Origin of the sequence: Tropicimonas sp. IMCC34043 (assembly GCF_003390845.1) — a bacterium.
In the GTDB taxonomy this organism is placed as follows: Bacteria; Pseudomonadota; Alphaproteobacteria; order Rhodobacterales; family Rhodobacteraceae; genus Tropicimonas.
In genome coordinates this window covers 296,263-319,794 of sequence record NZ_QMEK01000002.1, presented here as the reverse complement: position 1 = coordinate 319,794, position 23,532 = coordinate 296,263, and the positions used below count along the sequence as shown (strand labels likewise).

Here is a 23,532-nt window from a genome sequence, read left to right as displayed (position 1 = left end):
CAATCCCATCCTCAAAGCCGGAAGATCCCCGAATCCATCCAGTATTCGTCATCAAATCCCAGCGTATGCAGTCGCAGCACCAGATCTTCCTTCTTCATCGGTCCCTGGTTGCCGTCTTCCACTTCTTCGATCCCGAAGGCCTCGCGCACGGATTCGCGGCGCAGGGTCTGTTCGGCGGTCGGGTTATCCTCGTCGTCACCGCCGTCGTCGAACTCCAGCTTTTCCAGCACCACGCGGATCGGCGTCGGCCGCTGCTGTGCCGCGGCATTGGCGAAATCGAGACGATAGAGCGGCGTCGTCGTCCAGCGTTCGAGCGGCAATTGCCGGCTGCCGATATGGACGGGCGAAAACATGCGCAGTTCGGTCATCTGCGCCGCGCCGCGTTTGGCCTGATCGAGGTCGATGTCCGAGAACAGCAGCCGTTCGTCGACGATCTGGCCGCTGGTGTCCATCTCGCCGATAAACCGCGCGGTCGAACGCATCCGGAACGCGCCGGTCGTGACCTTGAAGTTCGGGATGCGGTTCTCGCTGAGCGCAATCAGCATCCCGCCCACCGCCACCGTGCTTTTCGGATCGCCGATGCGCTGGGTCACCGGATCGCGGAACGGATACCAGCGCCCGCATTTGTAGCTGTGCATCGGGATCATCCGGTGCGGCGCAACCACATGCAGTTCCTCGATAATCGAGCGCACCGCCGGCAGGCGCGAGGGCCGGCCGGTCAGCAGCACGATATCGGCACCGAGGTGGTCGATGACCTCGCACATGTTGCCCAGAACCTTCTGGAAGGTCTCGCGCGAGATCGCGTCGACATCTTCGCGCGAGGTTGCCAGCACCACATCGGCCAGCCGCCAGCCGACCGCGCCCAGTTCCTCGGCGCGGGTTTCGAGGAAGGCGAGCGTTTCCTCGGCAACGTCCTTCTTGTCGGTCCTTGCCGGGTCGGCGACCGGTTTTGCCAAAGGTCCCGGGCCTGCCTCCGTCTCTTCGGGCGACCGCGACGGCGTCAACCCGAGGATCTCGCCCACGGCGAGGTCAAAGCGGTCGAATTCGTCCGCCGTCTCGCAATAGGCAAGGATCGCCTCGGCCAGCGGCAACAGCACCCGAAGCGAGAAGATCCGGCGCCTTTGCACCGCCTGCTGATCCTGCCCGCCGATGTCGCCGCCAAAGATCTCGCGGAACTTCTCGCCGACATAGCGCCCGCCCGCCTCCTCGATCGAGCGTTGCAGCAGCGGCAGGATGATCCCCGAGATCACACGCTGCACCAGATCGTCGCCTGCCAGCCGGAAGCCTTCGCGGAAATTCTGCTCGGGATGCAGGACCCGGTTCGCCTCGCCCCGGAAGGTGGTTATCATCAGGTCCGTGGTGCCACCACCGATGTCGATACAGGCGAGCCGCAGCGAGGGCTCGGGGGCGCCGCCACCGGGGGGCGGGCGCATCCGGCCCTTGAGTTCCAGAAACCGGTCGATCCGCCCGTCGAATTTCTGCGTCACCTCGGTATAGAGGTAGACAAGCTGGGTGCAGCTCGCCTCGTCGAATTCCACCAGCAGGGTCGGGCGGCGGGCGATCGAACTGTCGGTCTCCTTGATGCCAAGCATTGCCCAGACCATCCGCAGCGCGCCCGAAGCGCGGGACCTTATGATCGCCTGCTCCTGGATCGAGGTTGCGGTCGGCAGGCTCAGGATGATCCGGTTCAGCCGTCGCGGCAGGTCCGACTGCGCCCGGCGCGAGCGCGAGCCCGGATCGTTGATCTGCACCAGCGCATGGGCAATGATCTCGGCCAGCATGAAGCTGAACATCGAGGAACGCGAGAACCGCGGCCGGATCGCCTGATTGGTCGGGGTGGCGCGCTTCGGACGCAGGCGCTGCTGTTCCTCATAGCGCACCTGTTCCAGCACGTCGCCGGCCTCGTTGAGATGCCGCATCGCGGAGCGCACCGCCTTTGGCAGATTGTTCGGATCGAAATGGTGATGAAAGCGCCAGTCCTGCTGGGTCGCAGTGTCGTCCCACAGATAGCGCTTGGGCGAGGACAGGCCCGAGGCGGTCTCGGTCCCCTCCTCCTGCTGGATCAATCCCACGGCCTCGGGCCCGATGCGCACGAAGGACGGCCACATGAAGGCATTGCGGCGGCCCGAGCGGCTGGCGAAGCGGTCGTCGCCCATGCGGAATTCGGCAAATTCCACCCGGCTTTCGAACAGGCCCGAATAGTGGAATTCGGGCCGCGACAGATCGCGGATCTCAAGCGGGAAGGACCGTGCCAGATCGACCCGCGGCTCGCCCGGAAAGCGTTCGATCAGGATGCCGCAGGTACGGCTGTTGCCGACATCGAGCACCAGATCCACATCGACCGGCGTGACCGCATCGCGTTCCGACACGGTGTTGACGAAGCGCATCTTCGGCGGGTGGCAGGTGGCATTGATCAGACGCAGATAGGCAAGATAGCGCGCCCAGTGTTCGAACTGATAAAGCAGCATGTCCTCGGTGATCCGCCGGCCCGGCCGTTCTGCCCGCTTGAAGGCCAGAAACAGTTCCTTCAGCCAGTCCGACACCCACAATTGCAGGTCGGCCAGCGTGCCGTCGGCAGCGGGCTCCAACCGGCGCAGAAACCAGTCCATATGCGCGGGATCGCTGACAAGGCGGAATTCGCGCGGCTTCTCGGCATCCGAGATTTCCGGCGCGACGTATTGGTCGGCCGCATTCTGCGCCACCAGCGACGTGTCGAGCGCCAGTTGCACCCGGTGGGTGTGACCGGTCACGGGGTCGCGCTCGGGCAGCTCGGTCGTGCGCAACCGCGCCCAGCTTGACGGGCCGGGGTCATAGCGCTCCGCGCCGTCCGGCCCGCGTTCGGATTTCAGCCGCAGCACCGGCACCGGCACCCATTTGTCCAGAAAGGGTTCCAGCGCGGCAAGCGGGCGGATCGCATAGTTGTCGTCGTCGTCCCGCGCGCCCTCTTCGATCTTGTCGTCGAACTCTTCGTCACCGGTATAGGGCAACAGCGTGCGCTCGACCTCGCCGCCGACCTCGCCGGTGGTGCGCTCCACGAACTTCGACGGCTTCAAGTCGATGTCGTCGACGGAAAACCCGAAATCGAGCATCTGGATGCCGGAAAACGGCACCAGTGTCGTCTCGTCCCGCCACTGGACCAGCTTTCGAAGATGTTCGATCGGGATGTTCGTCATATGCAATCTGCTCGGTCTGTTCAGGGCGCGGGCTTCACGAGTTTGGGCAGCACCGGCGTGGAAGTTGTCTGTGGCGGCTCTGCGTTCGCCGCGCTGCGCACCGAGGGGCGCAGGATCTCGGGTGTGCAGGCCTGCGTGACCACCGAGGTGATCGCCGGGGTGTTCTGCAGGAAGGCGACGAGATCGGGCGCGGACTGGGCAAAGTTCAGGTCGCGCAGCGATCCGCGGCGCACGAAAGTGTTCACTCCCACCAGCCGCCCGCAGGCATCGACCAGCGGGCCACCCGAGTTGCCTTTCGAGATCGGCGCCGAATGTTCGATCACCCGCGCGGTCTGCGCAAGCGTCGGTTCAAGATTCACGGTCCCGTCGGTGACGATCAGCGCGGGCACCGCGTCGGTCGCCCCGGCACGCAGCGCCTTGAATTCGGCATCGGTCGCGAGCGTGTCGCCCGGATAGCCCGCGGCGAAAACCTCGAGCCCCTTCAGCGGCGCGTCGGGCACATAGATCTGGAAGGCCGGCAGATCCATGTCCGCGACCCGAAGCAGGGCAAAGTCCTTGCCGGTTTGCTCGAACGGCCCCGAGGTCTTGACCATCTCGGCCGGGCGGGCGGTGCCGAGCGCGTTGTTGATGACATGGATGCCATCGGGCAGTGCGCCGTCCACCACATGCAGATTGGTGACAACGCTTCCCGGCCCGACGACAAAGCCGGTCCCCGCGGTGATGCCGCGCTCGGACCGGACCAGCACCATGACCGTGCGCGCCTCGATCGTTTGCAGCAGCGTGCGGGGTTCCGTGCCGTCCGCGCCGGCAATCAGACGGGTGAGCGCTGCGGGCAGGATCGGGTCGGCCGTGGTCGCGACACGGTTGCCCTGTGCCTGCATCGGGGTCTGCGGCGAGGGCGGCAGCATGCCTTCGATGGTAATGCCCTCGGGCATCAGAAGTGTGCCATCGGCCTGACAGACCGCCCCGTCGAGCGCCTTTTCCAGTGCGGCGATGCGGGCGCGAAGCGCCTCGTTGACGCTGCCGGCAAGCCGCGCGGCCTCGGCGTCCGTGACCAGCGGCGCGGGTGGCGGGGCGGCGAACAGCCGTGTGCCCGGAACCAGAAGCCAGGCAAGCACCGCGCCCGACAGGACCAGCAGCAACACGAGCGGCAGCCAGGCAATCAGCGGCAGCCGGCCGCCAGCCGCCGGGACCGGGGTTGGCGGTGGAGAAGCCGGCGGCGGCCCCTCAGAAGCGAACTTCGCGGTTCGGGCATCGGCCGCGGCAGGGCCGGCGGTTGCCAATGCGGCAACACCGGCTGTGGCGACCCCGACCGCCGCCGCCTTGCGGGTCGCCGACCAATCGGCCAGATCGCCACCGATGGGCGGCGCGGGGATGTCGAGGAAACGACCGAGCGTGGTGCGAAAATGACGCTGCCGCGCGCGGTCGTCGGTTCGCGCCTCTTCGGGCAGCATCCCCCAGTTCAGGATCACCGGACGCCCGCCCACCGACCACACGCTGTCGGGTGTCAGCGTGTGAAGCGCCGCCGCCAGCAGGGCGCCGTCCTCGTCGTCGGTGATCAGATCCGGCAGGGTGGCAAGGCGACGGCTCAGCACATCGCCAAGTTCGCTGCGGGCGTCCTCGTCCAGTTCCGAGAACGGGACCCCCTCGCCTTCGAACTCGGTGTACCAGGCGATGGTGGGCGAGGCGACGTCGTTGCCGCGGCTGATCAGCGGCTCGGCGAACAGCCGGGCGACCGCGGCACCGGCGCCGGTGTCGAGGATGCGCGAGAGCGTCTCGAAGCGTTCGATTGCCAGCCCGTCACCCGAAGGCAGGCAATCCGTGAGGTTGACGCGCGACTTTGCAAGGAAGTGATCGGCCATTCTCAGGGCTCCTGTGTTCCGCGGCGCAGTTCGACCCGGTCGGTCCCGCCCGTTTCCGGCTGATAGAGATCGCAGATCGCGCGCCCGGCACCGTCCAGATTGCACGAGGCCTGCGTCTTGTAGATGAACGTCCCGTCGCTGCAGTCCAGTTTCCCGGGCTTGCTGATCTCGAAACTGCCGGAAGTGTCGAAGGCGCCAGCAACCGGACCCTCGCAGGTGGTGCCATCGGTGGCTGTCAGAACCTCTGTTCCCGTTCCGTCCGGTTCGAAACATACGGCCCAGCGATCATAGGTGGTCGACTTGCCGGTGCGCGCGTTGCGCACGTCGAATTGTGTCATCAACTGCCAGCAGCCGGACAGAGCCGCCAGATCCCGGCGCTGGAAGGCGTCCTTGTCGATGGTGGCGGGTACCGAGGCGGGGGGCGTCTGCGCATCTGCCTCGCACTGGATCTTGCCGAGGTCGTTTTCGAGCACCGAAATGCGGGCGCGCAGATCCCCGCGCTCGACCTTCAATGCGGCAAGACGATCGAGCGAGGCATAATCGGGCGCCGTCCGGCAAGCCGACCAGGCACCAAGCCCGAAGGGAAGGGTCACACCGCAGGCCTTCAGCGCCAGCGCCGCTGAACCGGTTACAATCAGGACAAGACAAATGGCAGAAAGAAAAAGGAAAAGACGCATCGATACTATCCCCAGCACCCGGGTATCTAACAACACGTGATTTTTCGGGTCAACGAAAACGGCGGGCCGTGCCAATGACACCTGCCACTCAGGCAGGGCACGCGCACCCCGAGCGGTCCGGCACCAGACCGGTCCGAAAAGACAAGGCCCCGGCGCAAGACGCCAGGGCCTGAACCAGCCGGGGAACGGCGCCGTTGCGGCTCAGTTCCCTTTTTTCAGGACCGGGAGGACGGGTCCGGTGCTGACCGGAACCGCGCCCGGAAGCACGCCGTCGTTGGCCGCCTGCATGCCGCCCATCGCCAGCACGTTGCGCATCACCGCAACCCGGCCCGCCGACTGCGTCGGCAGGAACGCCGGTTGCCCGCCACGTTCGAGCGTGGTGATCGTGGTCTCGTACCACGGCACCGCGGCAGCGGAATTGGCCGGAACGCCGAAGCCCTCGCGCAGGTGGTGGGCGATGACCTCGGCATAGGCATAATCGCCCTGCCCCAGCATCATCAGCGCACCGCCGGCAGCCAGTTCGGGGTCGTCGACGCGATAGCCGACGCTCAGGCACATGCGGCCATAGTCGCGCGCAGCACTCGGATCGTCGACACCCAGACCGCGGGTGATCTCGGCGGCCTTGGCGGCGGCTACCTGGGGCGAAGATTCGCCGGTCATCGCGCCTGTTTCGGCCATCTGCAGCGCGATCGGTCCGCAGACCTCGGACCGCATCGATTCGTCATCGACCCCATAGGCCGCCATGACGCTCTGGCCTTCGCTGATCGCATAGCCGCGCATGGCACAGAACTGCTGGCTGAGCGCCTGATCGGGATCGGTGATGTTCACGGCCTGGATCACGCCGCTCGACTGGCTGAGAAGATCGACCAATTCGCAACGATCGGCCATCGAGCCGCCGCCGGAACCGACAAGCCCCCCGGACCGGGTCGGCAGGATCGGCAGCTTGATGTCGGTCGTCGCGGGCACCGGCTGGTTCGCCATCGGCGGAACAACAGCCGGCGGCGGCACCGGATAGCCGTTGCTGCCGCCATAGGCGCCGTTTCCGGCATAGCCGTCGTTACCGTTGTAACCGCCGTTCGTGTTGTAGCCACCGTTTCCGGCATAGCCGTTGGTGTCGTTGTATCCCGTACCCGGATTTGCCCCGTTCGGCGCGCCGTAGCCGTTGGAATAACCCCTGGCCTCGTTCTGATAGGCCTTCAGCATATCGCGGGTCGGATAGGCGCCCGAAGCCACGGCGCGCTGCTGGCTCTCAAGCAGGAACTGTTTCTGATAGGGGTCGAGCTCGCCGGTCACAGGGTACCCCATGAAGGCCTGGTAATCACGCATGCCCGCGTAGGTGTTCTTTCCGAACACGCCGTCGGGGGTGCCGACATTGAAACCGAAGGCATTGAGCGCCGTCTGGACGTCCTTGTTTTCCTGACGCTGGGCCCGCTCCGCTGCGCTCATCTGCGGCGCCGCCTTTTTCTTGGTTCCGCCGCTGGACGGCGCCCTTTGCGTGGTCTGCTGTTGCTTCTTGCAGATCACGCCGGTCACGCAAGCTATGCCAAGACCCACCGCAGCCCCGGCTGCAACCTTGCCAAAATTGTTTCCGGCGCTCGCCTGGGGCGCCGGGACCGAAACCAATGCGGCAGTAGCGGCGGCAACGGCAAAATTCCTGAGCATCTGTCAAGTCCTTTCGGTATCCAATTTCGCGCCGAAATTTTCTGTGCGCTGTCTCTATCTGTCTATGAGCATGTTACAGCTTTTCGCCGATTCATGCACAGGACAAAATCCGGCATCCCCCGGCGGATACCCGCGAGTCCCCGGATTAACTTTTGAAATTGAATGAAAAATTGGCTAACCGGACGCGGCGAAAGCGGATCTCGATGGCGCTGGCGAGATCACCCGGGGTGACGGCCATTGTTCGAAAACAGCCACTTCGGTGTCAGCGATTCGCCCGGGTTTGGCCGAAAGGCGCGCCATTGCAACTGCCGCACTGCGCCCCGGTGCCGGGTCGGCGCGGCGCATTGGCCATGCGTCATCGTCAGCAATCCGGATAGGGCAGGCACCCGCGTCGGCTGGTCAGGCGTGGCGCCTGCGGCGGACGAAACCGACGAAGGCCACGATCAGCATAGCCGTCAACAAGCCGACGGACGACCCCGGCACCGGCACCGGACTGGGGTTGTCTGAATAGAGCAGCTTGCCGGGAAGCGATGTCGTCGAGAGCCCATAAAAATGCAGGTACCGCCATTGGTACTGCGACCATTCCTCGGCGGACGGGGTGTGCCCCAGAAGCTGTGCCAGAACCCCTGGATCCAAGAACTGATCTCCGGTGTCGCAGGTACGCGGCACCAGAACCGGTTTGTCCGCCCGAGCAAAGGCGGCATCAAGCAGATCCTCGGGAATGCATTGAAACCCTAACGGGTCAACAGACATAAGGTCGGAAAACTGGGCATTCATGTCAACACTCGAAACCAAAAACCAAGAACCAGGGAAACCGGACAACCCGAAGACCCGAAAACCCAAAAACAGCGACAGGAACATCCCTGCCGCCCCGCTCGGCGCCGGCCCGTCGTCGGGATCCGGCATCACCGTTCGGTCGTTACATCGTCGATCGTCCCATCTCTGCGACGTCGCTACCCTATATAATTGCTTGCAGCCGCAATGACCAGTTAATTTCTGAACCGTTTACGTTAACAATGAATCAATGGGGCGACCGCGACCCCGGGCGGCTTTGCATGGCGCCGCTTCGCTCGCCCGGCCCGCCTGCGCCGGGGCGCCGCGCCCCCACCGGCCCACCAACAAATCGCTTCGCGACCGCATGCAATCTGGACAATCGGCCAAAATCAGGACACCGGTGAAGATAGACAAGAGCCAGCCGGACCAGACATGGCAATTTTCCTCTATCACTCCGATCTGCCCGACGATCTCGACCTGGGGTCTGTCGTCGCCATCGACTGCGAGACGATGGGATTGAACCTGCACCGCGACCGGCTGTGCCTGATCCAGCTGTCGGGCGGGGATGGCAACGCCCATCTGGTGCAGGTCGCACAGGGTCAGACATCGGCGCCCAACCTCGAACGACTGCTGACCGATCCCGCCGTACTCAAGCTGTTCCATTTCGGCCGGTTCGACATCGCCGTGATGTTTCACGCCTTCGGGGCCCTGGCGGCGCCGGTCTATTGCACCAAGATCGCCTCGAAGCTGGTGCGCACCTTCACCGACCGGCACGGGCTGAAGAACCTGTGCCAGGAGTTGCTCGGCATCGACCTCTCCAAGCAGCAGCAGTCGAGCGACTGGGGCGCGCCCTTGCTGACGGCGGCCCAGCAGGAATATGCCGCCTCGGACGTGCTCCACCTTCATCGCCTGCGGGCCATTCTGGACGAGATGCTGGAGCGCGAGGGCAGGATCGGTATCGCCCGGGCCTGTTTCGAGTTCCTGCCGACGCGGGCGCAGCTCGACCTTGCCGGCTGGCCCGAGATCGACGTCTTTTCACATTGAGCCAGAACATGCAGGAACGGCCCGACCCCCAAACGCTTTTGGCCACCGGCCGACAGGTGATCCAGCGCGAGGCCGAGGCGCTTGGCCTTCTCGAAGGATCGATCGGGTCGGAATTCGTGCGCGCTGTCGAACTGATCCTCGAGGCGCGCGGCCGCGTGATCGTCTCGGGCATGGGCAAGTCGGGCCACATTGCGCGCAAGATCGCCGCGACCTTTGCCTCGACCGGCACGCCCGCCTATTTTGTCCACCCGGCCGAGGCGAGCCACGGCGATCTCGGCATGATGGCGGCGGGCGATGTGGCGTTGCTGGTGTCGAAATCGGGCGAGACGCCTGAATTGGCCGACATGATCGCCTATACCCGCCGCTTTGGCATTCCGTTGATCGGCGTCGCCGAACGCGCGGGCAGCAATCTGCTCAGCCGGGCCGATATCGCGCTGCTGTTGCCCGAGGCCCCCGAAGCCTGCGGCAACGGGATCGTGCCCACCACCTCGACCACCATGACGCTGGCGCTTGGCGATGCGCTGGCGGTGGCGTTGATGGAACACCGCCGCTTCACGCCGCAGATGTTCCGCGACTTTCATCCCGGTGGCAGCCTCGGCGCCCGGCTGTCGCGGGTCGAGGACCTGATGCACAGCGGCGCGGATCTGCCGCTGGTCGCCCGCGATGCCCCGATGCAGGAGGCGCTGCTCGAGATGACGCGCAAGGGCTTCGGCGTGGTGGGCGTGACCGAAGCCGATGGCTCCCTTGCCGGGATCGTCACCGACGGCGACCTCAGGCGCCACATGGTCGGCCTGCTCGACTGCCGCGCCGAGGCGGTGATGACACCGCATCCGCGCACCATCCTGCCCGACTCGCTGGCCGAGGAAGCGCTGGCGCTGATGAATGCGCGCAAGATCACCTGCCTTTTTGTCGTGCCCGCACCGAGACCCGGCGGGACGCCGTCCGGCGCCGTGGGTATCCTGCATATCCACGACTGCCTTCGCGCCGGCATCGTCTGAGCCATGGCACGCGCCGACAACCTCCATTCCCACGTGGTTGCCTGGTTGAAGGTGATCCTGCCGATCGTGGCGCTCGGGTTGCTGTCGACCTTGTTTCTGGTGCCGCGCCGTGACGGGCCGGCGGATCCGCCGCCCTATTCCGAACAGGAACTCGAGGAAATGGTCAGCGAGCGCCGGATCGACCGGCCGATGTTCAACGGCACAACAAACGACGGGCGCGCGATCAGGGTCTGGGCCGACACCGCGTTCCCGCGGGCAGAGGACAGCACGATCGTCGACACGACGCGCATGCGCGGCACGCTCGAGACCGCAGATGGCGGACAGATCGAGGTCGAGTCCGACAGCGGCACGATCTTTTCCGGCAAGTCGCTTGCACGGCTGATCGGGAATGTCCGCGTGACAACCTCGACCGGCTACACCATCGTGACCGACGATCTCACCTCTGCGCTCGACCAGATCGATATGGAAAGTGCCGGGCCGGTCACCGGAACCGGCCCCTTTGGCAAGATCGACGCCGGCCGCATGAATGTCACACCCGACCCCGACCACCCCGATGCGGTCGTCGTTGTTTTCCAGGACGGCGTGAAACTGATATACACGCCGAAAACCGAATGAGGTTCGTTTCCGTGATTGCCCGCACATTGTTGCTTGCCGCTCCTCTCCTGCTTCTTTCGCCTGGCATCGGCGCGGCGCAGGGCACACAGATCGGGCTGACCGCGTCCAAGCAGGACCGCTCGCAACCGGTTGAGGTGACCTCCGAACGGCTCGATCTCAGCCAGTACGACAACCGGGCCAAGTTCACCGGCAATGTCTTTGTCAGCCAGGGCGCGCTGCGCATGACCGCCGCGGTGGCGGACGTCGAATACGGCGAGAACGCCCTTGGCGAGACCGAGATCCGCTGGGTTCACGCCACCGGGGGGGTGACGCTGTTCAACGGGGTCGAGGCTGCCGAGGGCAAGGAGGCCACCTATACGCTCGATTCAGGCGAGGTGGTGATAACCGGCGACGTCGTGGTGACCCAGGGAGAGAATGCCGTCGCAGGCGATACGCTGACCGTCAACCTCGACACCGGGAAGGGCGTGATGGAGGGCCGGGTGCGGGTGTTGTTCAACAAGGATACCAAGGACGGCGCCACGCCCCCCGCGGAGCCCGCGCAATGAGCCGACCGACCCGCGGATTGACGGAAGAGCCGGGCTCGACCGGGCTGCAGGTCGTTCAACTGCGTAAGAGCTATCGCGGCAGGCCGGTGATCCACGACGTTACCCTGTCGCTCCAGCGCGGCGAAGTGGTGGCGCTGCTTGGTCCCAACGGGTCCGGCAAGACCACGTGCTTTTATTCCATCGCCGGCCTGATCACGCCCGAGTCGGGGCGCGTGCAGATCGACGGGCGCGATGTCACGACGCTGCCGATGTACCGCCGCGCAAGGGTCGGCATCGGGTACCTGCCGCAGGAGGTCTCGATCTTCCGCGGGCTGTCGGTCGAGGACAATATCACCGCCATTCTCGAAATCACCGAACCCGACCGCCACAAGCGGCGCGAGCGGCTCGAGAACCTGTTGTCTGAGTTCGGGATCGAACATCTGCGCCGCGCCTCGGCGCTGTCGCTGTCGGGCGGCGAACGCCGGCGGGTCGAAATTGCCCGCTGCCTGGCCGCCGAGCCGAAGTACCTGTTGCTCGACGAACCCTTCGCCGGGGTCGACCCGATCTCGGTCGGCGACATTCGCCATCTGGTCATGGATCTGAAGAACCGCGGCATCGGCGTGCTGATCACCGACCACAACGTGCGCGAGACCCTCGAAATCGTCGAACGCGCCTATATCCTGCACGACGGCAAGGTGCTGATGAGCGGCACGGCCGAGGACGTGGTGCGCGACGAGAACGTCCGCCGCGTCTATCTGGGCCAGAACTTCCGCATCGGCTGACACCGCCCTGGCGCGACCGCGCAGCGACCCGGTCGGCGGGCCGGGTCGCGATCATTTGCGAAGTCTTAACCATTTTTCGGCGAGAAGACGTTGACAGGCGCGGTCGAACGGACGCCAGATACGGAAAATGTGCACGCAGCCCCGCATCCGCACCGTACCGACGACTTGTCCAAAGCCGCTCCGTGCAGCGTCGAGTCGAGGTCGGTCGACCCGCCACGGTACCTGCCGCGACATTCGGATGCCCCGCCACGCTCTTCTGCTTTTCCGGCTTCACAATCCGGGACGTTCGCCAGAAGGTGAGCGGACCATAAATCAGAACCTCAAGGAGGCGAGATGCGTTACCAGATCAGCGGTCATCAGATCGACATCGGTGAATCTCTTCAGACCCACGTCAAATCCGAGCTCGGTGAGACGGTCGAAAAATATTCGGAGCGCCCCGTCGATGCTCAGGTGATCTTTTCAAAGCGGGCGCACGAGTTCCATTGCGAGACGACCGTGCATCTTTCGACTGGTCTGAACGCGAAGGCCGGCGGTCGGGCCAACGACATCTACGCTGCCTTCGACGATTGCCGCGAAAAGCTCGACAAGCAGCTCCGCCGCTACAAGCGTCGCCTGAAGGATCACTACAAGGACCACAAAGAGCCGGTTGAAGTCTCGGGCGCAGCCTCGTATATCCTCGCCGCATCGGAGGATGGGGCCGAAGACAAAGAACCCGATACGCTTCAGCCGATGATCATCGCAGAGATGGAAACCCAGATTCCGCGCCTTTCGGTCGGAGAGGCCGTGATGCGAATGGAGCTTCTGGGCGCATCGGTTCTGGTGTTCCGTCCCGAAGCAAAGGACACCATCAACGTGGTCTACCGCCGCGAGGATGGAAACATCGGCTGGATCGACCCGAAGTCCCTCAACTGATCCGGCCTGAGGCGAAGATGGGGTAAGAACAGGAACCATGGAACTGTCGACCCTTCTGAGACCAGAGGCCGTAAAGGTGATTTCCGAGGCCAGCAGCAAGAAGCGGCTGTTCCAGCGCCTTGGCGAGGTTGCCGAGTCTGCCTATGGCCTTGACGGACCGCGCGCCGTGGAAGCGTTGCTCGAACGCGAAAGCCTCGGTCCGACAGGCGTGGGGAATGGCATTGCCCTTCCCCACGCCCGCTTGGCCCGCGCCGACAAGGTCCGCGGCGTGTTCCTGCGTCTGGAACGTCCGGTCGATTTCGATTCGGTCGACCGCCAGCCCGTCGATCTGGTCTTTGCCCTGTTCGCGCCCGAGGATGCGGGGGTCGAACACCTCAAGGCGCTGGCGCTGATCTCGCGCACCATGCGCGACCGGGCGGTCTGTGCCAAACTGCGCGCCAATGACAATGCCGCCACGATCTATGCCGTGCTGGCGGCCGGTCTGTCACCGCAGGCGGCCTGAACGCGGCGGGCCGCGCCGTTTCCGGCACCGCCCCTGGGTTGGCACTGTTCTGAAGTTAACCGCATTCACGCCACCTGTCGACGACAGGACGAGCGCCGCGACGGCTCAGTCGCCGTAACCGCCGCTCGTATGCCAGCGCCAGGCGTCGCCGATCATCTCGGGCATGGTCGATCGCTGCGGATTCCAGCCAAGCTCATCGATCGCACGGCGGCTGCCAGAGACCAGACGCACCGCATCCCCCGGGCGTCGCGGGCCATCGACCACGGGCACGGGCCGGTTGGTGACGCTCCGGCTTGCCTCGATCACCTCGCGCACCGAGAAACCGGTCCCGGTCCCGAGGTTGAAGACGCGGCTGCCGTTGCCGGCCTCAAGCCATTTGAGGCCCAGCACATGCGCCTCGACCAGATCCATCACATGGACATAGTCGCGGATGCAGGTGCCATCGGGCGTGTCGTAATCGGTCCCATAGACCGTCAGCGCCGGCCGCTGGCCATCGATTGCCTGCAACATCAATGGGATAAGATGGGTCTCGGGGCGATGAAACTCGCCCACCTCGGCCTCGGGGTCGGCACCGGCAACGTTGAAGTAGCGGAAAATCACCCGTTTCAGGCCAAAGCTCTCACCGAAATTGGCAAGGATATCCTCGATCGCCCGCTTCGAGGCGCCATAGGCGTTGATCGGCAGTTGCAGGCTTGCCTCGTCCAGAACCACCCCGTCCTGATCGCCATAGGTGGCGCAGGTCGAGGAAAAGACGAAGTTCAGGCACCCCGCCGCGACCGCCGCCTCGACCAGATTGACTGCGCCAAGCACGTTTTCCCGCCAATAGAGACCCGGCTGTTTCATCGAGTCGCCGACCTGGCTCAGGGCGGCGAAGTGCATTACGGCGGCCGGCTTGTGTTTGGCAAAGACCTCGTCGATCCGCGCCCGGTCCAGCAGATCGCCGACCTCGAGCGGACCGAATCTGACCGCCTGTTCCCAGCCGGTCGACAGGTTGTCGAAGGCCACGGGGGTATAGCCCTCGCGCGCCAACACCTTGCAGGCGTGCGAACCGATATAGCCCGCGCCCCCGCTTACCAGGATCTTGGTCATTCTCGGTTCAGGCGCCTATTGTGCAGCACTTTTCAGCGCCATCAACTCGTCGAGATACTGCTGGAACTCGTCATGCAGCTCGGGACGGGCCAGACCGAAGGCGACAGTCGCCTGCAGGAAGCCCGCCTTGGAGCCGCAGTCGAACCGCTGGCCGCGGAACCGGAAGCCAAAGACATCGCGCCCCGCTTCCAGCTCGTCGGCGATCGCGTCGGTCAGCTGAATCTCGCCGCCCGCACCGGATTTCATCCGGTTGAGGTTCTCCATCACGTCGGGGCTGAGGATATAGCGGCCGATCACGGCAAGGTTCGAGGGCGCATCCTCGGCCTTGGGCTTCTCGACCATGCTCTTGACCCTGACCTTCTGGCCCATGTCCTCGGAGACATCGAGAATGCCATAGGCCGAGGTCTTCTCGTAGGGAACCTCCATGGCCGCAACCATGCTGCCACCGGTTTCCTGATAGGCCTCGACCATCTGCTGCAGACAGCTCTTCTCGCCGGCGATGACGTCGTCGGGCAGGATCACGGCAAAGGGTTCGTCACCGATCAGCCGACGCGCGCACCACACCGCATGACCAAGGCCAAGCGCCTGGTGCTGACGGATATAGGCGATGGCGCCGCTTTCCATGTTGGTATGTTCGAGGACCTTCAGCAGGTCGTCCTTGCCCTTGCGTCGCAGGGTGTTTTCCAGCTCGGGCGACGAGTCGAAATAGTCTTCCAGTGCGCTCTTGCCCCGCGAGGTGACAAAGATGAACTCCTCGATGCCGGCGGACCGCGCCTCGTCAATGGCATACTGGATCAGCGGCCGGTCGACGAGGGTCATGATCTCCTTCGGAACGGACTTGGTCGCCGGCAGGAAACGGGTACCCAAGCCTGCCACAGGGAATACGGCCTTGATAACCTTACGCTTCATATTCGACATCCTCTTTAGATCTCCGATTGCCTCAGCGAAATTGACTTTAGGTCATATTCCTGGGCCATCCATAGTGCAATTTTCGCCTGCACCTTAGCGATTTCCCGCCCGAAATGTCCCGTGCAAATGTGCTGCAACGCAGCGACACATCGGCCCACAGGGTAGGCAGTGTGACCTGCGGCGGCAGATGCCCGAGTATCTGGCGTTTCAGACATACCACTCACTCGATACCCATCTCGGCCATCATGGTCTCGAGTCTGTCAACGTCCTCGGGGTTGTTAAGTTCCCAGAAACGTCGTCCGCGCGCCTCGACCTCGACGCAGAGAACATCGCGCCCGTTTTCCAGAAACCGCAACTGCTCAAGCCCTTCGAGCCGTTCGAGAGGCCCGCGCGGCCAGGACGGATACGCCCCGAGCGCGTCGGGACGATAGGCATAGACGCCCACGTGATGAAACACCGGTGTCGGGGCGTCGGGCGCAAAGTCGTCATCGGTGAAGGGGATCACTTCCTTCGAGAAATAGAGCGCCCGGTCCTGCCGGTCAAACACTGCCGTGGTCCCGCCTACGCGGCCGGCGGCGCGGTCGGCGCGAAGCGCTGCAAGGCTCGCGCCGTCGCAGCGCAGCACCGGCGTGGCCAGTGCGGCCCAGGGCGCGCCCCTCAGGGCCGCCACCAGATCGGCGATGAACCACGCAGGCGTCAGCGGCGCGTCGCCCTGAAGGTTGACCACGATTTCGGCCGCCATGCCCAGCCGGTCGAGCGCGTCGGCGCATCGTTCCGTCCCGTTGGCACAATCGGACGAGGTCATGACCACCTCCGCGCCAAAGCCCTCGGCCTCGGCACGGATCCGGTCGTCGTCGGTGGCCACGACCACACGGTCGACGCCGGGAACCGCCATTGCCGCATTCCAGCTGCGCCGGATCAGCGTTCGCGCCACACCACCGGCGCCGCGCAGCGGCACCAGCGGCTTGCCCGGATACCGCTGCGAAGCGAAGCGCGCGGGAATGACAATGAGAACGCTCATTTGGCCGGCTTCAACTCCACACCCGGGGCATAGGCGATGAAGAACGGATTGGCATAGCCGGGCTTTCCATAGGTGAACGCGCCTTGGTCCTCGAACCGGATCATCTTGCCGCCCGCACCGCGCAGCACGGCATCGGCGGCGGCTGTGTCCCATTCCATGGTGCGGCCGAGCCGCGGATAGAGGTCGGCCTCGCCCGCAGCGACCAGACAGAACTTCAGCGAGGACCCCGCGCTGGTCATGTCCTTGACCGCGTATTTCGCGATATAGTCGTCGGTCGCCTGATCGCGGTGCGACTTCGATGCGACGACGAGCAGGGCTGAATTGTCGGGTGCCTTGACCGACAGCGGCGTCACCGGACCCACCGTGTCTTTGGCAAAATCGCCGGTTTCCTCGACCGAGCGCCCCTCGGCGTCGGTATAGAACAGGCGGCCCTTGGCCGGTGCATAGACCACACCGCGGACCGGAACGCCGTTTTCGACATAGGCGATGTTCACCGTGAAATCGCCACGCCGTTTGACGAATTCCTTTGTGCCGTCAAGCGGATCGACGATCAGGAAGTTGGCGGCCGACTCGGTATGAGACTCCGCCTGTTCCTCGGTCACGACCAGGACATCGGGAAACGCCGCGGCCAGACCGGCAGAGATCAGCGCGTCGGCGGCTTCGTCGGCTTCGGTGACAGGGCTCGCATCCGATTTGGAGCGCACCTCGAAATCGTCGGCACCATAAATCTCCATGATCCGGTCGCCGGCCTCCAGCGCCAGGCGCCGTATCACCTCGGTCAGACGGGCGTAATCCATTCTCAATCTCCTTGCGGGACGGGGTGGGGAGTCTCGCGACGCACCCCTTATCGTCAGCCGGCACGGGATCGGCAAGTTGTCCCTGTCCCAACGTCTGTCGAAAATCGCTCCAGACATCGATTCACCCGAAATTTATACTGTTGTGGCGCCAGAATCCGTTAATGGGAACAGGATGCGGGCACTTCGCCGCGCATTTCATCGAATTTTCACATTACAATTATGTATCGATACGCCGATCCCTCACCATGCCCCCGGGTCCTGCCATGACACCACGTCCCATCTGCTTCGTCCTGCTGCTCGTCGCCGCCACGCCGGCCGCAGCGGAACAGGGTTTTATCCCCACCCTCCATCATGTCTCGGGTGTGGCGGCAGACGACGTCCTGAACGTCCGGAGCGCACCCGGTGCGTCGGCCGCGATCCTCGGAGGTCTTGAACCGGGACAGGGCGGGGTCGAGGTCACGGCGCTCGATCCCTCGGGGCGCTGGGGGCGGATCGGGATGGGCGAGGGCGACGGCTGGGTCGCGATGGCCTATCTGGCGGCCGATCCCTGGCCCGAGGGGATAATCCCGGATGGGATGACCTGCCTTGGGACCGAGCCGTTCTGGCGGATCGGCTTCCGGGGCGGGTCGGCCAGCGTCTCGGCGCCCGACGAGGTATGGCCGGCGGTGCCGGTAGAGGCGGCCGCCACCCCTGTTCCGCCGGGACGCCAGGGTTTCGGCTTCGATCTGGCCCGCGAAGGCGTCAGGCTTTCGGGTGTGATCGAGGCCGGGAGTTGCAGCGACGGCATGTCGGACCGACATTTTGGATGGCGGATCACCCTGATGCGGCAATCCGAGGGGAAAATGGGCCTCGCCCACGGCTGCTGCACTCTGGACAGGCGATAGCCGGACGCAAGCCGCGAAAAAGATTGCACATTGCGTCGCGGCCGGATCGCCAGACTTGTTCGGAAAGTGGCGAGCGACTAGGGTCGGTTCCAGCAACACCCGTTCTTCAGATTTCTTCGGACTTTCAGATCGTTTGGGAAGAGTGTTGTCAGCACATCTGGCGTTAATTTTAAAGGGAAAAACCCATGAAAACTCGTACGGCTGGACTTCTCGCACTCTTCGTCGGGACCTTCTTGCTGTCGGCTTGCGACACCCCCAACGGCGGCACGCCCCCGACCGATGGTGCCACCTACCATGAATACAGCGGCACCGTAGCCGACCAGCCGAACAAGCCGGCCGGCCGCTGACGCCGCCGTCTTGAGACTATCGGGTTCGGGCGTCGCGATCGGATCGTGACGTCCGGGCCTGAACCATGCGCCTGCCGTTGATTCGGCTGGCAGGGGATGCGGGGCGGGGACCCTGCCACAGGAACAGCGGTCCGGACGTTTTTTCATCCCGTCCCCTTTCTGACATCCCCTCCCCCCTTTCCACCCCGTCAGCGCGCCACCCTCAGGGTCAGGTTGATGCGCCCACCCTGCGGAAGCAGGGTCGAACTGCCGGGACGCAGGCGGTCAATCCCGTGGTGGATCAGGCGCGCCTCCCCCGCCAGCACCACGACATCGCCCGAGCGCAGCCAGACGGATTGTGTGCTGCCGCCGCGGGTCAGGTTGCCGAGCCGGAACAAGGCCTCGTCGCCAAGCGAAACCGAAACCACCGGCTCGGTCAGGTCGGCCTCGTCGCGGTCCTGATGCAGCCCCATGCGCGCATCGGCGTCATAGAAGTTGACCAGACAACTGTCGGGCAGCCGGTCGCTGCCCGAGACCGTGCGCCATATCTCCAGCGCGCGGGGCGGAATCTGCGGCCAGGGCAGGCCCGAGGGATGCAGTTCCTGATAGCGATAGCCGCGCCTGTCGCTGACCCAGCCGACCGACCCGGCCGAGGTCATGCGCACCGACATCTTCTGGCCGCGCGCGGTCTCGGGCCGGAAAAGCGGCGCGCTGGCCACGACTTCGCGCAGATCGTCCACCAGCGCCCGCTGCACCTCCGAGGGCACGAGGCCGCGAAACACCGTCACCCCGCGGATCGTCAGATCTGGCTCGACGGATCGCTTCGATGCCTCTTTTTTCATGTTTTTCTCAGCATATCCGGCGGCCATCCACGCTTGCAGGGTCAATACTCCACTCCTATATACGCCCAGATGCACGGCGGGGCAGCCACCCGGCCGCGTTGGGATAGGGGCTTGGGAGCCTGCAAGGGCCTGGGCCCGTAACATCGCCGAAAGAAGAGGTAGTACATATGGCCAAAGTCATCGGGATCGACCTCGGTACCACGAACAGCTGCGTCGCCATCATGGACGGGTCGCAGCCGCGGGTGATCGAGAACTCCGAAGGCGCGCGCACGACTCCGTCGGTTGTCGCCTTTACTGAAAATGAACGTCTCGTGGGTCAGCCCGCCAAGCGGCAGGCCGTCACGAACCCCGAGAACACCATCTTCGCCGTCAAGCGCCTGATCGGGCGCCGCGAAGACGACCCCGCGGTCGCGAAGGACCGCAAGATCGTCCCCTTCACCATCGTCAACGGTGGCAATGGCGACGCCTGGGTTCAGGCCCGGGGCGAGAAATATTCTCCGAGCCAGATCTCGGCCTTCATCCTGCAGAAGATGAAGGAAACCGCCGAATCCTATCTGGGCGAGGAAGTCACCCAGGCGGTGATTACGGTTCCGGCCTATTTCAACGACGCCCAGCGTCAGGCCACCAAGGACGCCGGCAAGATTGCCGGTCTGGAAGTGCTGCGGATCATCAACGAACCGACTGCCGCGGCGCTGGCCTATGGCCTCGACAAGGACGAAAGCAAGACCATCGCGGTCTATGACCTTGGCGGCGGCACCTTCGACGTGACGATCCTGGAAATCGACGACGGCCTGTTCGAGGTCAAGTCGACCAACGGCGACACGTTCCTCGGCGGCGAAGACTTCGACATGCGGATCGTCCAGTACCTGGCCGACGAGTTCAAGAAGGAACACGGCGTCGACCTGACCAAGGACAAGATGGCGCTGCAGCGGCTGAAGGAAGCCGCCGAAAAGGCCAAGATCGAACTGTCGTCGAGCCAGCAGACCGAGATCAACCAGCCCTTCATCTCGATGGATCCGAACGGCGGCACGCCGCTGCACATGGTGATGAAGCTGACCCGCGCCAAGCTTGAACAGCTTGTGGGCGACCTGATCAAGAAGTCGATGGACCCCTGCAAGGCGGCGCTGAAGGATGCGGGCCTGTCGGTCGGCGATATCGACGAGGTCGTTCTGGTCGGCGGCATGACCCGGATGCCCAGAGTCGTCGAGGAAGTGACCAAGTTCTTCGGCAAGGAACCGCACAAGGGCGTCAACCCCGACGAGGTCGTGGCCGCCGGTGCTGCGATCCAGGCCGGTGTGCTGCAGGGCGACGTCAAGGACGTGGTGCTGCTCGATGTGACCCCGCTGTCGCTTGGCATCGAAACGCTCGGTGGCGTGTTCACCCGGCTGATCGACCGCAACACCACGATCCCGACCAAGAAGAGCCAGATCTTCTCGACCGCCGAGGACAACCAGAACGCGGTGACGATCCGGGTGTTCCAGGGCGAACGCGAGATGGCGGCCGACAACAAGATCCTCGGCCAGTTCAACCTCGAAAGCATCCCGCCCGCGCCGCGCGGCATTCCGCAGATCGAGGTGACCTTCGACATCGACGCCAACGGCATCGTGTCGGTCTCGGCCCGCGACAAGGGTACGGGCAAGGAGCAGAAGATCACGATCCAGGCCTCGGGCGGTCTGTCGGACGACGAGATCAACCAGATGGTCAAGGACGCCGAATCCCATGCCGAGGACGACAAGGCCCGCAAGGAACTGGTCGAAACCCGGAACCAGGGCGAGGGGCTGCTTCACTCGACCAAGAAGTCGCTGGCCGAGCATTCCGACAAGGTCGATCCCTCGACGGTCGAGGTGATCGAACTGGCCATGGGTCCGCTGGAAGAAGCGCTGGAAGGCAACGACATCGGCAAGATCAAGTCCGGTATCCAGAACCTGACCGAGGCCGCGATGCGGCTGGGCGAGGCCATCTACAAGGCCGAGCAGGAGAAGTCCGGGCAAGCCGCGCCTCATGGCGAGGACGAGCCCCGCAGCGTCGACGACGATATCGTCGATGCCGACTTCGAGGATCTCGGCGGCGACGCCCGCAAGTAAGCGGCAGAACCTCCGGGGAACCGGTCCGGGCAACCGGGCCGGTTCCTGCATTGGAGGGATGAGGATGGCCGATGGCAAAACGTGATTACTACGAGGTTCTCGGCATCGCACGCGGCGCGACCGCCGAGGAAATTAAGAAAGCCTATCGCAGGAAGGCGAAGGAGCTGCACCCGGACACCAACGTTGGCAAACCCGACAGCGAGGCGCAGTTCAAGGAAGCGAACGAAGCCTACGACGTGCTGAAGGACGCCGACAAGAAGGCGGCCTATGACCGGTTCGGCCATGCGGCATTCGATGGTGGCATGGGCGGCGGCGGCGGCCAGCGGGGCGGGTTCCAGCAGCACGGCGATTTCGCCTCGGCGTTTTCAGACGTGTTCGACGATCTGTTCGGCGACTTCATGGGCGGTCAGCGCGGGGGCGGCCAACGGCAACGCGCCGCGCGCGGATCGGACCTGCGCTATAACATGCGGGTGACGCTGGAAGAGGCCTTCACCGGCGTCCAGAAGAGCGTCAAGGTGCCGACCTCTGTCGCCTGTTCGGTCTGTTCGGGCACCGGTGCCGAGGGTGGTGCCGAACCTGTCGCCTGCCCGACCTGTTCGGGCATGGGCAAGGTGCGCGCCCAGCAGGGATTCTTCACCGTCGAACGCACCTGCCCGACCTGTTCGGGGCTTGGCCAGATCATCAAGAACCCCTGCAATACCTGCCACGGCAGCGGCCGGGTCGAGAAGGAACGGTCGCTTTCGGTCAACATTCCTGCAGGCGTCGAGACCGGCACCCGGATCCGGCTCGCCGGCGAGGGTGATGCCGGCAGCCGCGGTGGCCCGTCGGGGGATCTTTATATCTTCCTCGAGGTTGCCGAGCATGACCTGTTCAAGCGCGACGCCCAGCATCTGTTCTGCCAGGTTCCTGTCAGCATCACGGTGGCCGCACTTGGCGGCGACATCGAGGTGCCGACCATCGACGGCGGCCGCAGCCGGGTCAAGATCCCGCCGGGCAGCCAGACCGGCAAGCAGATGCGTCTGCGCAGCAAGGGGATGCCGGCACTGCGCGGTGGCGGTTCGGGCGACATGTTCATCGAGATGATGGTCGAGACCCCGGTCAACCTGACCAGCCGGCAAAAGGAACTGCTGCGCGAGTTCGAACGCCTGAGCGAGGAAAACAATCCGGCCTCGACCAACTTCTTCTCGAAGGTGAAGTCGTTCTGGGACGAGATGAAGGGCTGACGGGGCGATTAACGTTTCGTTCAGCATGATCTGAGAGGGTCGCGGCATGGGCCGCGACCATTCCTTTTCCGAGAGGCCGATGTCGCTGTTCGACGGCGACGAGGCCGCGCCAGAACCGATCGCGCCCGATGGGCCGGCGGGGCGGCTTCCCTCCTATATCCGCGATCACCGGCGCCGGCTGCGCGCGCGGTTCATGAACGGCGGCGCGCAGGCGATGCCGGACTACGAGCTGCTGGAGCTGGTGCTGTTTCGCGCCATCCCGCGTCAGGATGTAAAGCCGCTGGCGCGCCGGCTGCTGGAGGCGTTCGGCGATTTCAACCGCGTGCTCTCGGCCCCTGCGGCGCGACTTGGCGCGATCCAGGGCGTCGGCGATGCCGTGATCCTTGAATTGAAGATCGTCGAAGCCGCGGCGCACCGGCTGGCGCGCAGCCGGATCATCGACCGGCCGGTGCTGTCGGGCTGGACCGCGCTGCTCGACTATTGCCACACCACGATGGCGCATCGCGAGACCGAACAGTTCCGGGTGCTCTATCTTGACCGCAAGAATGTGCTGATCGCCGACGAGGAGCAGGCGCGCGGCACCGTCGATCACGTACCGGTCTATCCCCGCGAAGTCGTCAAACGGGCGCTGGAGCTGAACGCTTCGGCGCTGATCCTGGTGCACAACCACCCCTCGGGCGATCCGACCCCGTCCGAGGCCGACATCACCATGACCCGCTCGGTTGAAGATGCGGCCCTTGCGCTGGGGCTGACGCTGCACGACCATCTGATCATCGGCAAGGAACGCGAGCTGAGCTTTCGCGCCGACGGGTACCTTTAGACACAGGCCTGT

The 23,532-nt window shown here is 64.6% G+C and carries 22 protein-coding genes; 12 read left to right on the top strand and 10 right to left on the bottom strand.

Annotation, left to right across the window (positions count from 1 at the left end; translation table 11 throughout):
• Window positions 1-11: 11 nt before the first annotated feature.
• The 5 genes from DQG17_RS11255 to DQG17_RS11235 form a co-directional block, all read right to left on the bottom strand.
• Window positions 12-3,173: a virulence factor SrfB gene (locus DQG17_RS11255; RefSeq protein WP_116132932.1), complete on the bottom strand. Its 3,162-nt coding sequence runs from the start codon at window positions 3,171-3,173 to the stop codon at window positions 12-14.
• Between the two features lie 20 nt (window positions 3,174-3,193).
• Window positions 3,194-5,035: a serine protease gene (locus DQG17_RS11250; protein WP_116132931.1), complete on the bottom strand. Its 1,842-nt coding sequence runs from the start codon at window positions 5,033-5,035 to the stop codon at window positions 3,194-3,196.
• 2 nt (window positions 5,036-5,037) lie between these two features.
• Window positions 5,038-5,712 (bottom strand): hypothetical protein, encoded by a 675-nt coding sequence (locus DQG17_RS11245; protein WP_116132930.1) that lies wholly within the window; start codon window positions 5,710-5,712, stop codon window positions 5,038-5,040.
• 201 nt (window positions 5,713-5,913) lie between these two features.
• Window positions 5,914-7,374, bottom strand: coding sequence for a peptidoglycan-binding domain-containing protein (locus tag DQG17_RS11240; protein ID WP_116132929.1), 1,461 nt, complete (start codon window positions 7,372-7,374; stop codon window positions 5,914-5,916).
• Between the two features lie 399 nt (window positions 7,375-7,773).
• On the bottom strand, window positions 7,774-8,280 hold the full coding sequence (locus DQG17_RS11235) for a PEP-CTERM sorting domain-containing protein (RefSeq protein ID WP_116132928.1): 507 nt from the start codon (window positions 8,278-8,280) through the stop codon (window positions 7,774-7,776).
• A gap of 300 nt (window positions 8,281-8,580) precedes the next feature.
• Here DQG17_RS11235 and DQG17_RS11230 point away from each other — a divergent pair, with 300 nt between their 5' ends.
• The 7 genes from DQG17_RS11230 (at window position 8,581) to ptsN (ending at window position 13,525) form a co-directional block, all read left to right on the top strand.
• Window positions 8,581-9,192, top strand: coding sequence for a ribonuclease D (locus tag DQG17_RS11230; protein ID WP_116132927.1), 612 nt, complete (start codon window positions 8,581-8,583; stop codon window positions 9,190-9,192).
• Between the two features lie 8 nt (window positions 9,193-9,200).
• Entirely contained in the window at window positions 9,201-10,190 is a 990-nt protein-coding gene (locus DQG17_RS11225; RefSeq protein ID WP_116132926.1) for an SIS domain-containing protein, read from the top strand.
• A gap of 3 nt (window positions 10,191-10,193) precedes the next feature.
• The gene (gene lptC, locus DQG17_RS11220) at window positions 10,194-10,805 is read left to right on the top strand and encodes an LPS export ABC transporter periplasmic protein LptC (RefSeq protein ID WP_116132925.1); all 612 of its coding nucleotides are present in this window, start codon (window positions 10,194-10,196) and stop codon (window positions 10,803-10,805) included.
• Window positions 10,802-11,350: an LptA/OstA family protein gene (locus tag DQG17_RS11215; RefSeq protein ID WP_116132924.1), complete on the top strand. Its 549-nt coding sequence runs from the start codon at window positions 10,802-10,804 to the stop codon at window positions 11,348-11,350. The genes lptC and DQG17_RS11215 overlap by 4 nt, the downstream gene beginning before the upstream one ends.
• The gene (gene lptB / locus DQG17_RS11210; protein WP_116132923.1) at window positions 11,347-12,111 is read left to right on the top strand and encodes an LPS export ABC transporter ATP-binding protein; all 765 of its coding nucleotides are present in this window, start codon (window positions 11,347-11,349) and stop codon (window positions 12,109-12,111) included. Before DQG17_RS11215 ends, lptB begins: the two co-directional genes overlap by 4 nt.
• Before the next feature lie 333 nt (window positions 12,112-12,444).
• Complete coding sequence (hpf, locus tag DQG17_RS11205; RefSeq protein ID WP_116132922.1) at window positions 12,445-13,023, top strand: ribosome hibernation-promoting factor, HPF/YfiA family; 579 nt, start codon at window positions 12,445-12,447, stop codon at window positions 13,021-13,023.
• A 37-nt stretch (window positions 13,024-13,060) separates the two neighbouring features.
• Entirely contained in the window at window positions 13,061-13,525 is a 465-nt protein-coding gene (ptsN, locus tag DQG17_RS11200; RefSeq protein WP_116132921.1) for a PTS IIA-like nitrogen regulatory protein PtsN, read from the top strand.
• 105 nt (window positions 13,526-13,630) lie between these two features.
• On the opposite strand, the gene galE is transcribed toward ptsN, so the two are convergent.
• The 4 genes from galE to cysQ all read right to left on the bottom strand — a co-directional run bounded on the left by galE (window position 13,631) and on the right by cysQ (window position 17,341).
• Entirely contained in the window at window positions 13,631-14,614 is a 984-nt protein-coding gene (gene galE / locus DQG17_RS11195) for a UDP-glucose 4-epimerase GalE (protein WP_116132920.1), read from the bottom strand.
• 15 nt (window positions 14,615-14,629) lie between these two features.
• Window positions 14,630-15,523 (bottom strand): UTP--glucose-1-phosphate uridylyltransferase GalU, encoded by an 894-nt coding sequence (galU, locus tag DQG17_RS11190; RefSeq protein ID WP_116132919.1) that lies wholly within the window; start codon window positions 15,521-15,523, stop codon window positions 14,630-14,632.
• A gap of 220 nt (window positions 15,524-15,743) precedes the next feature.
• The gene (locus DQG17_RS11185) at window positions 15,744-16,544 is read right to left on the bottom strand and encodes a 3-deoxy-manno-octulosonate cytidylyltransferase (RefSeq protein WP_116132918.1); all 801 of its coding nucleotides are present in this window, start codon (window positions 16,542-16,544) and stop codon (window positions 15,744-15,746) included.
• Window positions 16,541-17,341, bottom strand: a complete 801-nt coding sequence (gene cysQ / locus DQG17_RS11180; protein WP_116132917.1) for a 3'(2'),5'-bisphosphate nucleotidase CysQ — start codon at window positions 17,339-17,341, stop codon at window positions 16,541-16,543. Before cysQ ends, DQG17_RS11185 begins: the two co-directional genes overlap by 4 nt.
• A 263-nt stretch (window positions 17,342-17,604) precedes the next feature.
• On the opposite strand from cysQ, the gene DQG17_RS11175 reads away from it, so the two are divergent.
• Together DQG17_RS11175 and DQG17_RS21675 are read left to right on the top strand one after the other, a co-directional pair.
• Complete coding sequence (locus DQG17_RS11175) at window positions 17,605-18,225, top strand: SH3 domain-containing protein (protein WP_157973587.1); 621 nt, start codon at window positions 17,605-17,607, stop codon at window positions 18,223-18,225.
• A 185-nt stretch (window positions 18,226-18,410) separates the two neighbouring features.
• A complete protein-coding gene (locus DQG17_RS21675; RefSeq protein ID WP_157973586.1) occupies window positions 18,411-18,572 on the top strand; it encodes a hypothetical protein in 162 nt (53 codons plus the stop codon).
• Between the two features lie 188 nt (window positions 18,573-18,760).
• Here DQG17_RS21675 and DQG17_RS11170 read toward each other — a convergent pair whose 3' ends face one another.
• Window positions 18,761-19,393: an alpha-ketoglutarate-dependent dioxygenase AlkB gene (locus tag DQG17_RS11170; RefSeq protein ID WP_116133171.1), complete on the bottom strand. Its 633-nt coding sequence runs from the start codon at window positions 19,391-19,393 to the stop codon at window positions 18,761-18,763.
• Window positions 19,394-19,560: 167 nt separating this feature from the next.
• Here DQG17_RS11170 and dnaK point away from each other — a divergent pair, with 167 nt between their 5' ends.
• The 3 genes from dnaK (at window position 19,561) to radC (ending at window position 23,520) form a co-directional block, all read left to right on the top strand.
• A complete protein-coding gene (gene dnaK, locus DQG17_RS11165; RefSeq protein ID WP_116132915.1) occupies window positions 19,561-21,477 on the top strand; it encodes a molecular chaperone DnaK in 1,917 nt (638 codons plus the stop codon).
• Window positions 21,478-21,548: 71 nt separating this feature from the next.
• Window positions 21,549-22,700: a molecular chaperone DnaJ gene (dnaJ, locus tag DQG17_RS11160; RefSeq protein WP_116132914.1), complete on the top strand. Its 1,152-nt coding sequence runs from the start codon at window positions 21,549-21,551 to the stop codon at window positions 22,698-22,700.
• 46 nt (window positions 22,701-22,746) lie between these two features.
• Entirely contained in the window at window positions 22,747-23,520 is a 774-nt protein-coding gene (gene radC / locus DQG17_RS11155) for a DNA repair protein RadC (protein WP_116132913.1), read from the top strand.
• Window positions 23,521-23,532 lie beyond the last annotated feature (12 nt).

Bases quoted from the DNA above. Each gene is read 5' to 3' on its own strand.
- DQG17_RS11215 (WP_116132924.1), top strand. From the start codon at position 10,802: ATGAGGTTCGTTTCCGTGATTGCCCGCACATTGTTGCTTGCCGCTCCT.
- DQG17_RS11185 (WP_116132918.1), bottom strand. From the start codon at position 16,544: ATGAGCGTTCTCATTGTCATTCCCGCGCGCTTCGCTTCGCAGCGGTAT.
- DQG17_RS21675 (WP_157973586.1), top strand. From the start codon at position 18,411: ATGAAAACTCGTACGGCTGGACTTCTCGCACTCTTCGTCGGGACCTTC.
- dnaK (WP_116132915.1), top strand. From the start codon at position 19,561: ATGGCCAAAGTCATCGGGATCGACCTCGGTACCACGAACAGCTGCGTC.
- lptC (WP_116132925.1), top strand. From the start codon at position 10,194: ATGGCACGCGCCGACAACCTCCATTCCCACGTGGTTGCCTGGTTGAAG.
- DQG17_RS11250 (WP_116132931.1), bottom strand. From the start codon at position 5,035: ATGGCCGATCACTTCCTTGCAAAGTCGCGCGTCAACCTCACGGATTGC.
- DQG17_RS11245 (WP_116132930.1), bottom strand. From the start codon at position 5,712: ATGCGTCTTTTCCTTTTTCTTTCTGCCATTTGTCTTGTCCTGATTGTA.
- galU (WP_116132919.1), bottom strand. From the start codon at position 15,523: ATGAAGCGTAAGGTTATCAAGGCCGTATTCCCTGTGGCAGGCTTGGGT.
- DQG17_RS11170 (WP_116133171.1), bottom strand. From the start codon at position 19,393: ATGAAAAAAGAGGCATCGAAGCGATCCGTCGAGCCAGATCTGACGATC.
- hpf (WP_116132922.1), top strand. From the start codon at position 12,445: ATGCGTTACCAGATCAGCGGTCATCAGATCGACATCGGTGAATCTCTT.
- DQG17_RS11240 (WP_116132929.1), bottom strand. From the start codon at position 7,374: ATGCTCAGGAATTTTGCCGTTGCCGCCGCTACTGCCGCATTGGTTTCG.
- cysQ (WP_116132917.1), bottom strand. From the start codon at position 17,341: ATGGATTACGCCCGTCTGACCGAGGTGATACGGCGCCTGGCGCTGGAG.
- ptsN (WP_116132921.1), top strand. From the start codon at position 13,061: ATGGAACTGTCGACCCTTCTGAGACCAGAGGCCGTAAAGGTGATTTCC.
- DQG17_RS11235 (WP_116132928.1), bottom strand. From the start codon at position 8,280: ATGCCGGATCCCGACGACGGGCCGGCGCCGAGCGGGGCGGCAGGGATG.
- DQG17_RS11175 (WP_157973587.1), top strand. From the start codon at position 17,605: ATGACACCACGTCCCATCTGCTTCGTCCTGCTGCTCGTCGCCGCCACG.
- dnaJ (WP_116132914.1), top strand. From the start codon at position 21,549: ATGGCAAAACGTGATTACTACGAGGTTCTCGGCATCGCACGCGGCGCG.
- radC (WP_116132913.1), top strand. From the start codon at position 22,747: ATGGGCCGCGACCATTCCTTTTCCGAGAGGCCGATGTCGCTGTTCGAC.
- DQG17_RS11255 (WP_116132932.1), bottom strand. From the start codon at position 3,173: ATGACGAACATCCCGATCGAACATCTTCGAAAGCTGGTCCAGTGGCGG.
- lptB (WP_116132923.1), top strand. From the start codon at position 11,347: ATGAGCCGACCGACCCGCGGATTGACGGAAGAGCCGGGCTCGACCGGG.
- DQG17_RS11230 (WP_116132927.1), top strand. From the start codon at position 8,581: ATGGCAATTTTCCTCTATCACTCCGATCTGCCCGACGATCTCGACCTG.
- galE (WP_116132920.1), bottom strand. From the start codon at position 14,614: ATGACCAAGATCCTGGTAAGCGGGGGCGCGGGCTATATCGGTTCGCAC.
- DQG17_RS11225 (WP_116132926.1), top strand. From the start codon at position 9,201: ATGCAGGAACGGCCCGACCCCCAAACGCTTTTGGCCACCGGCCGACAG.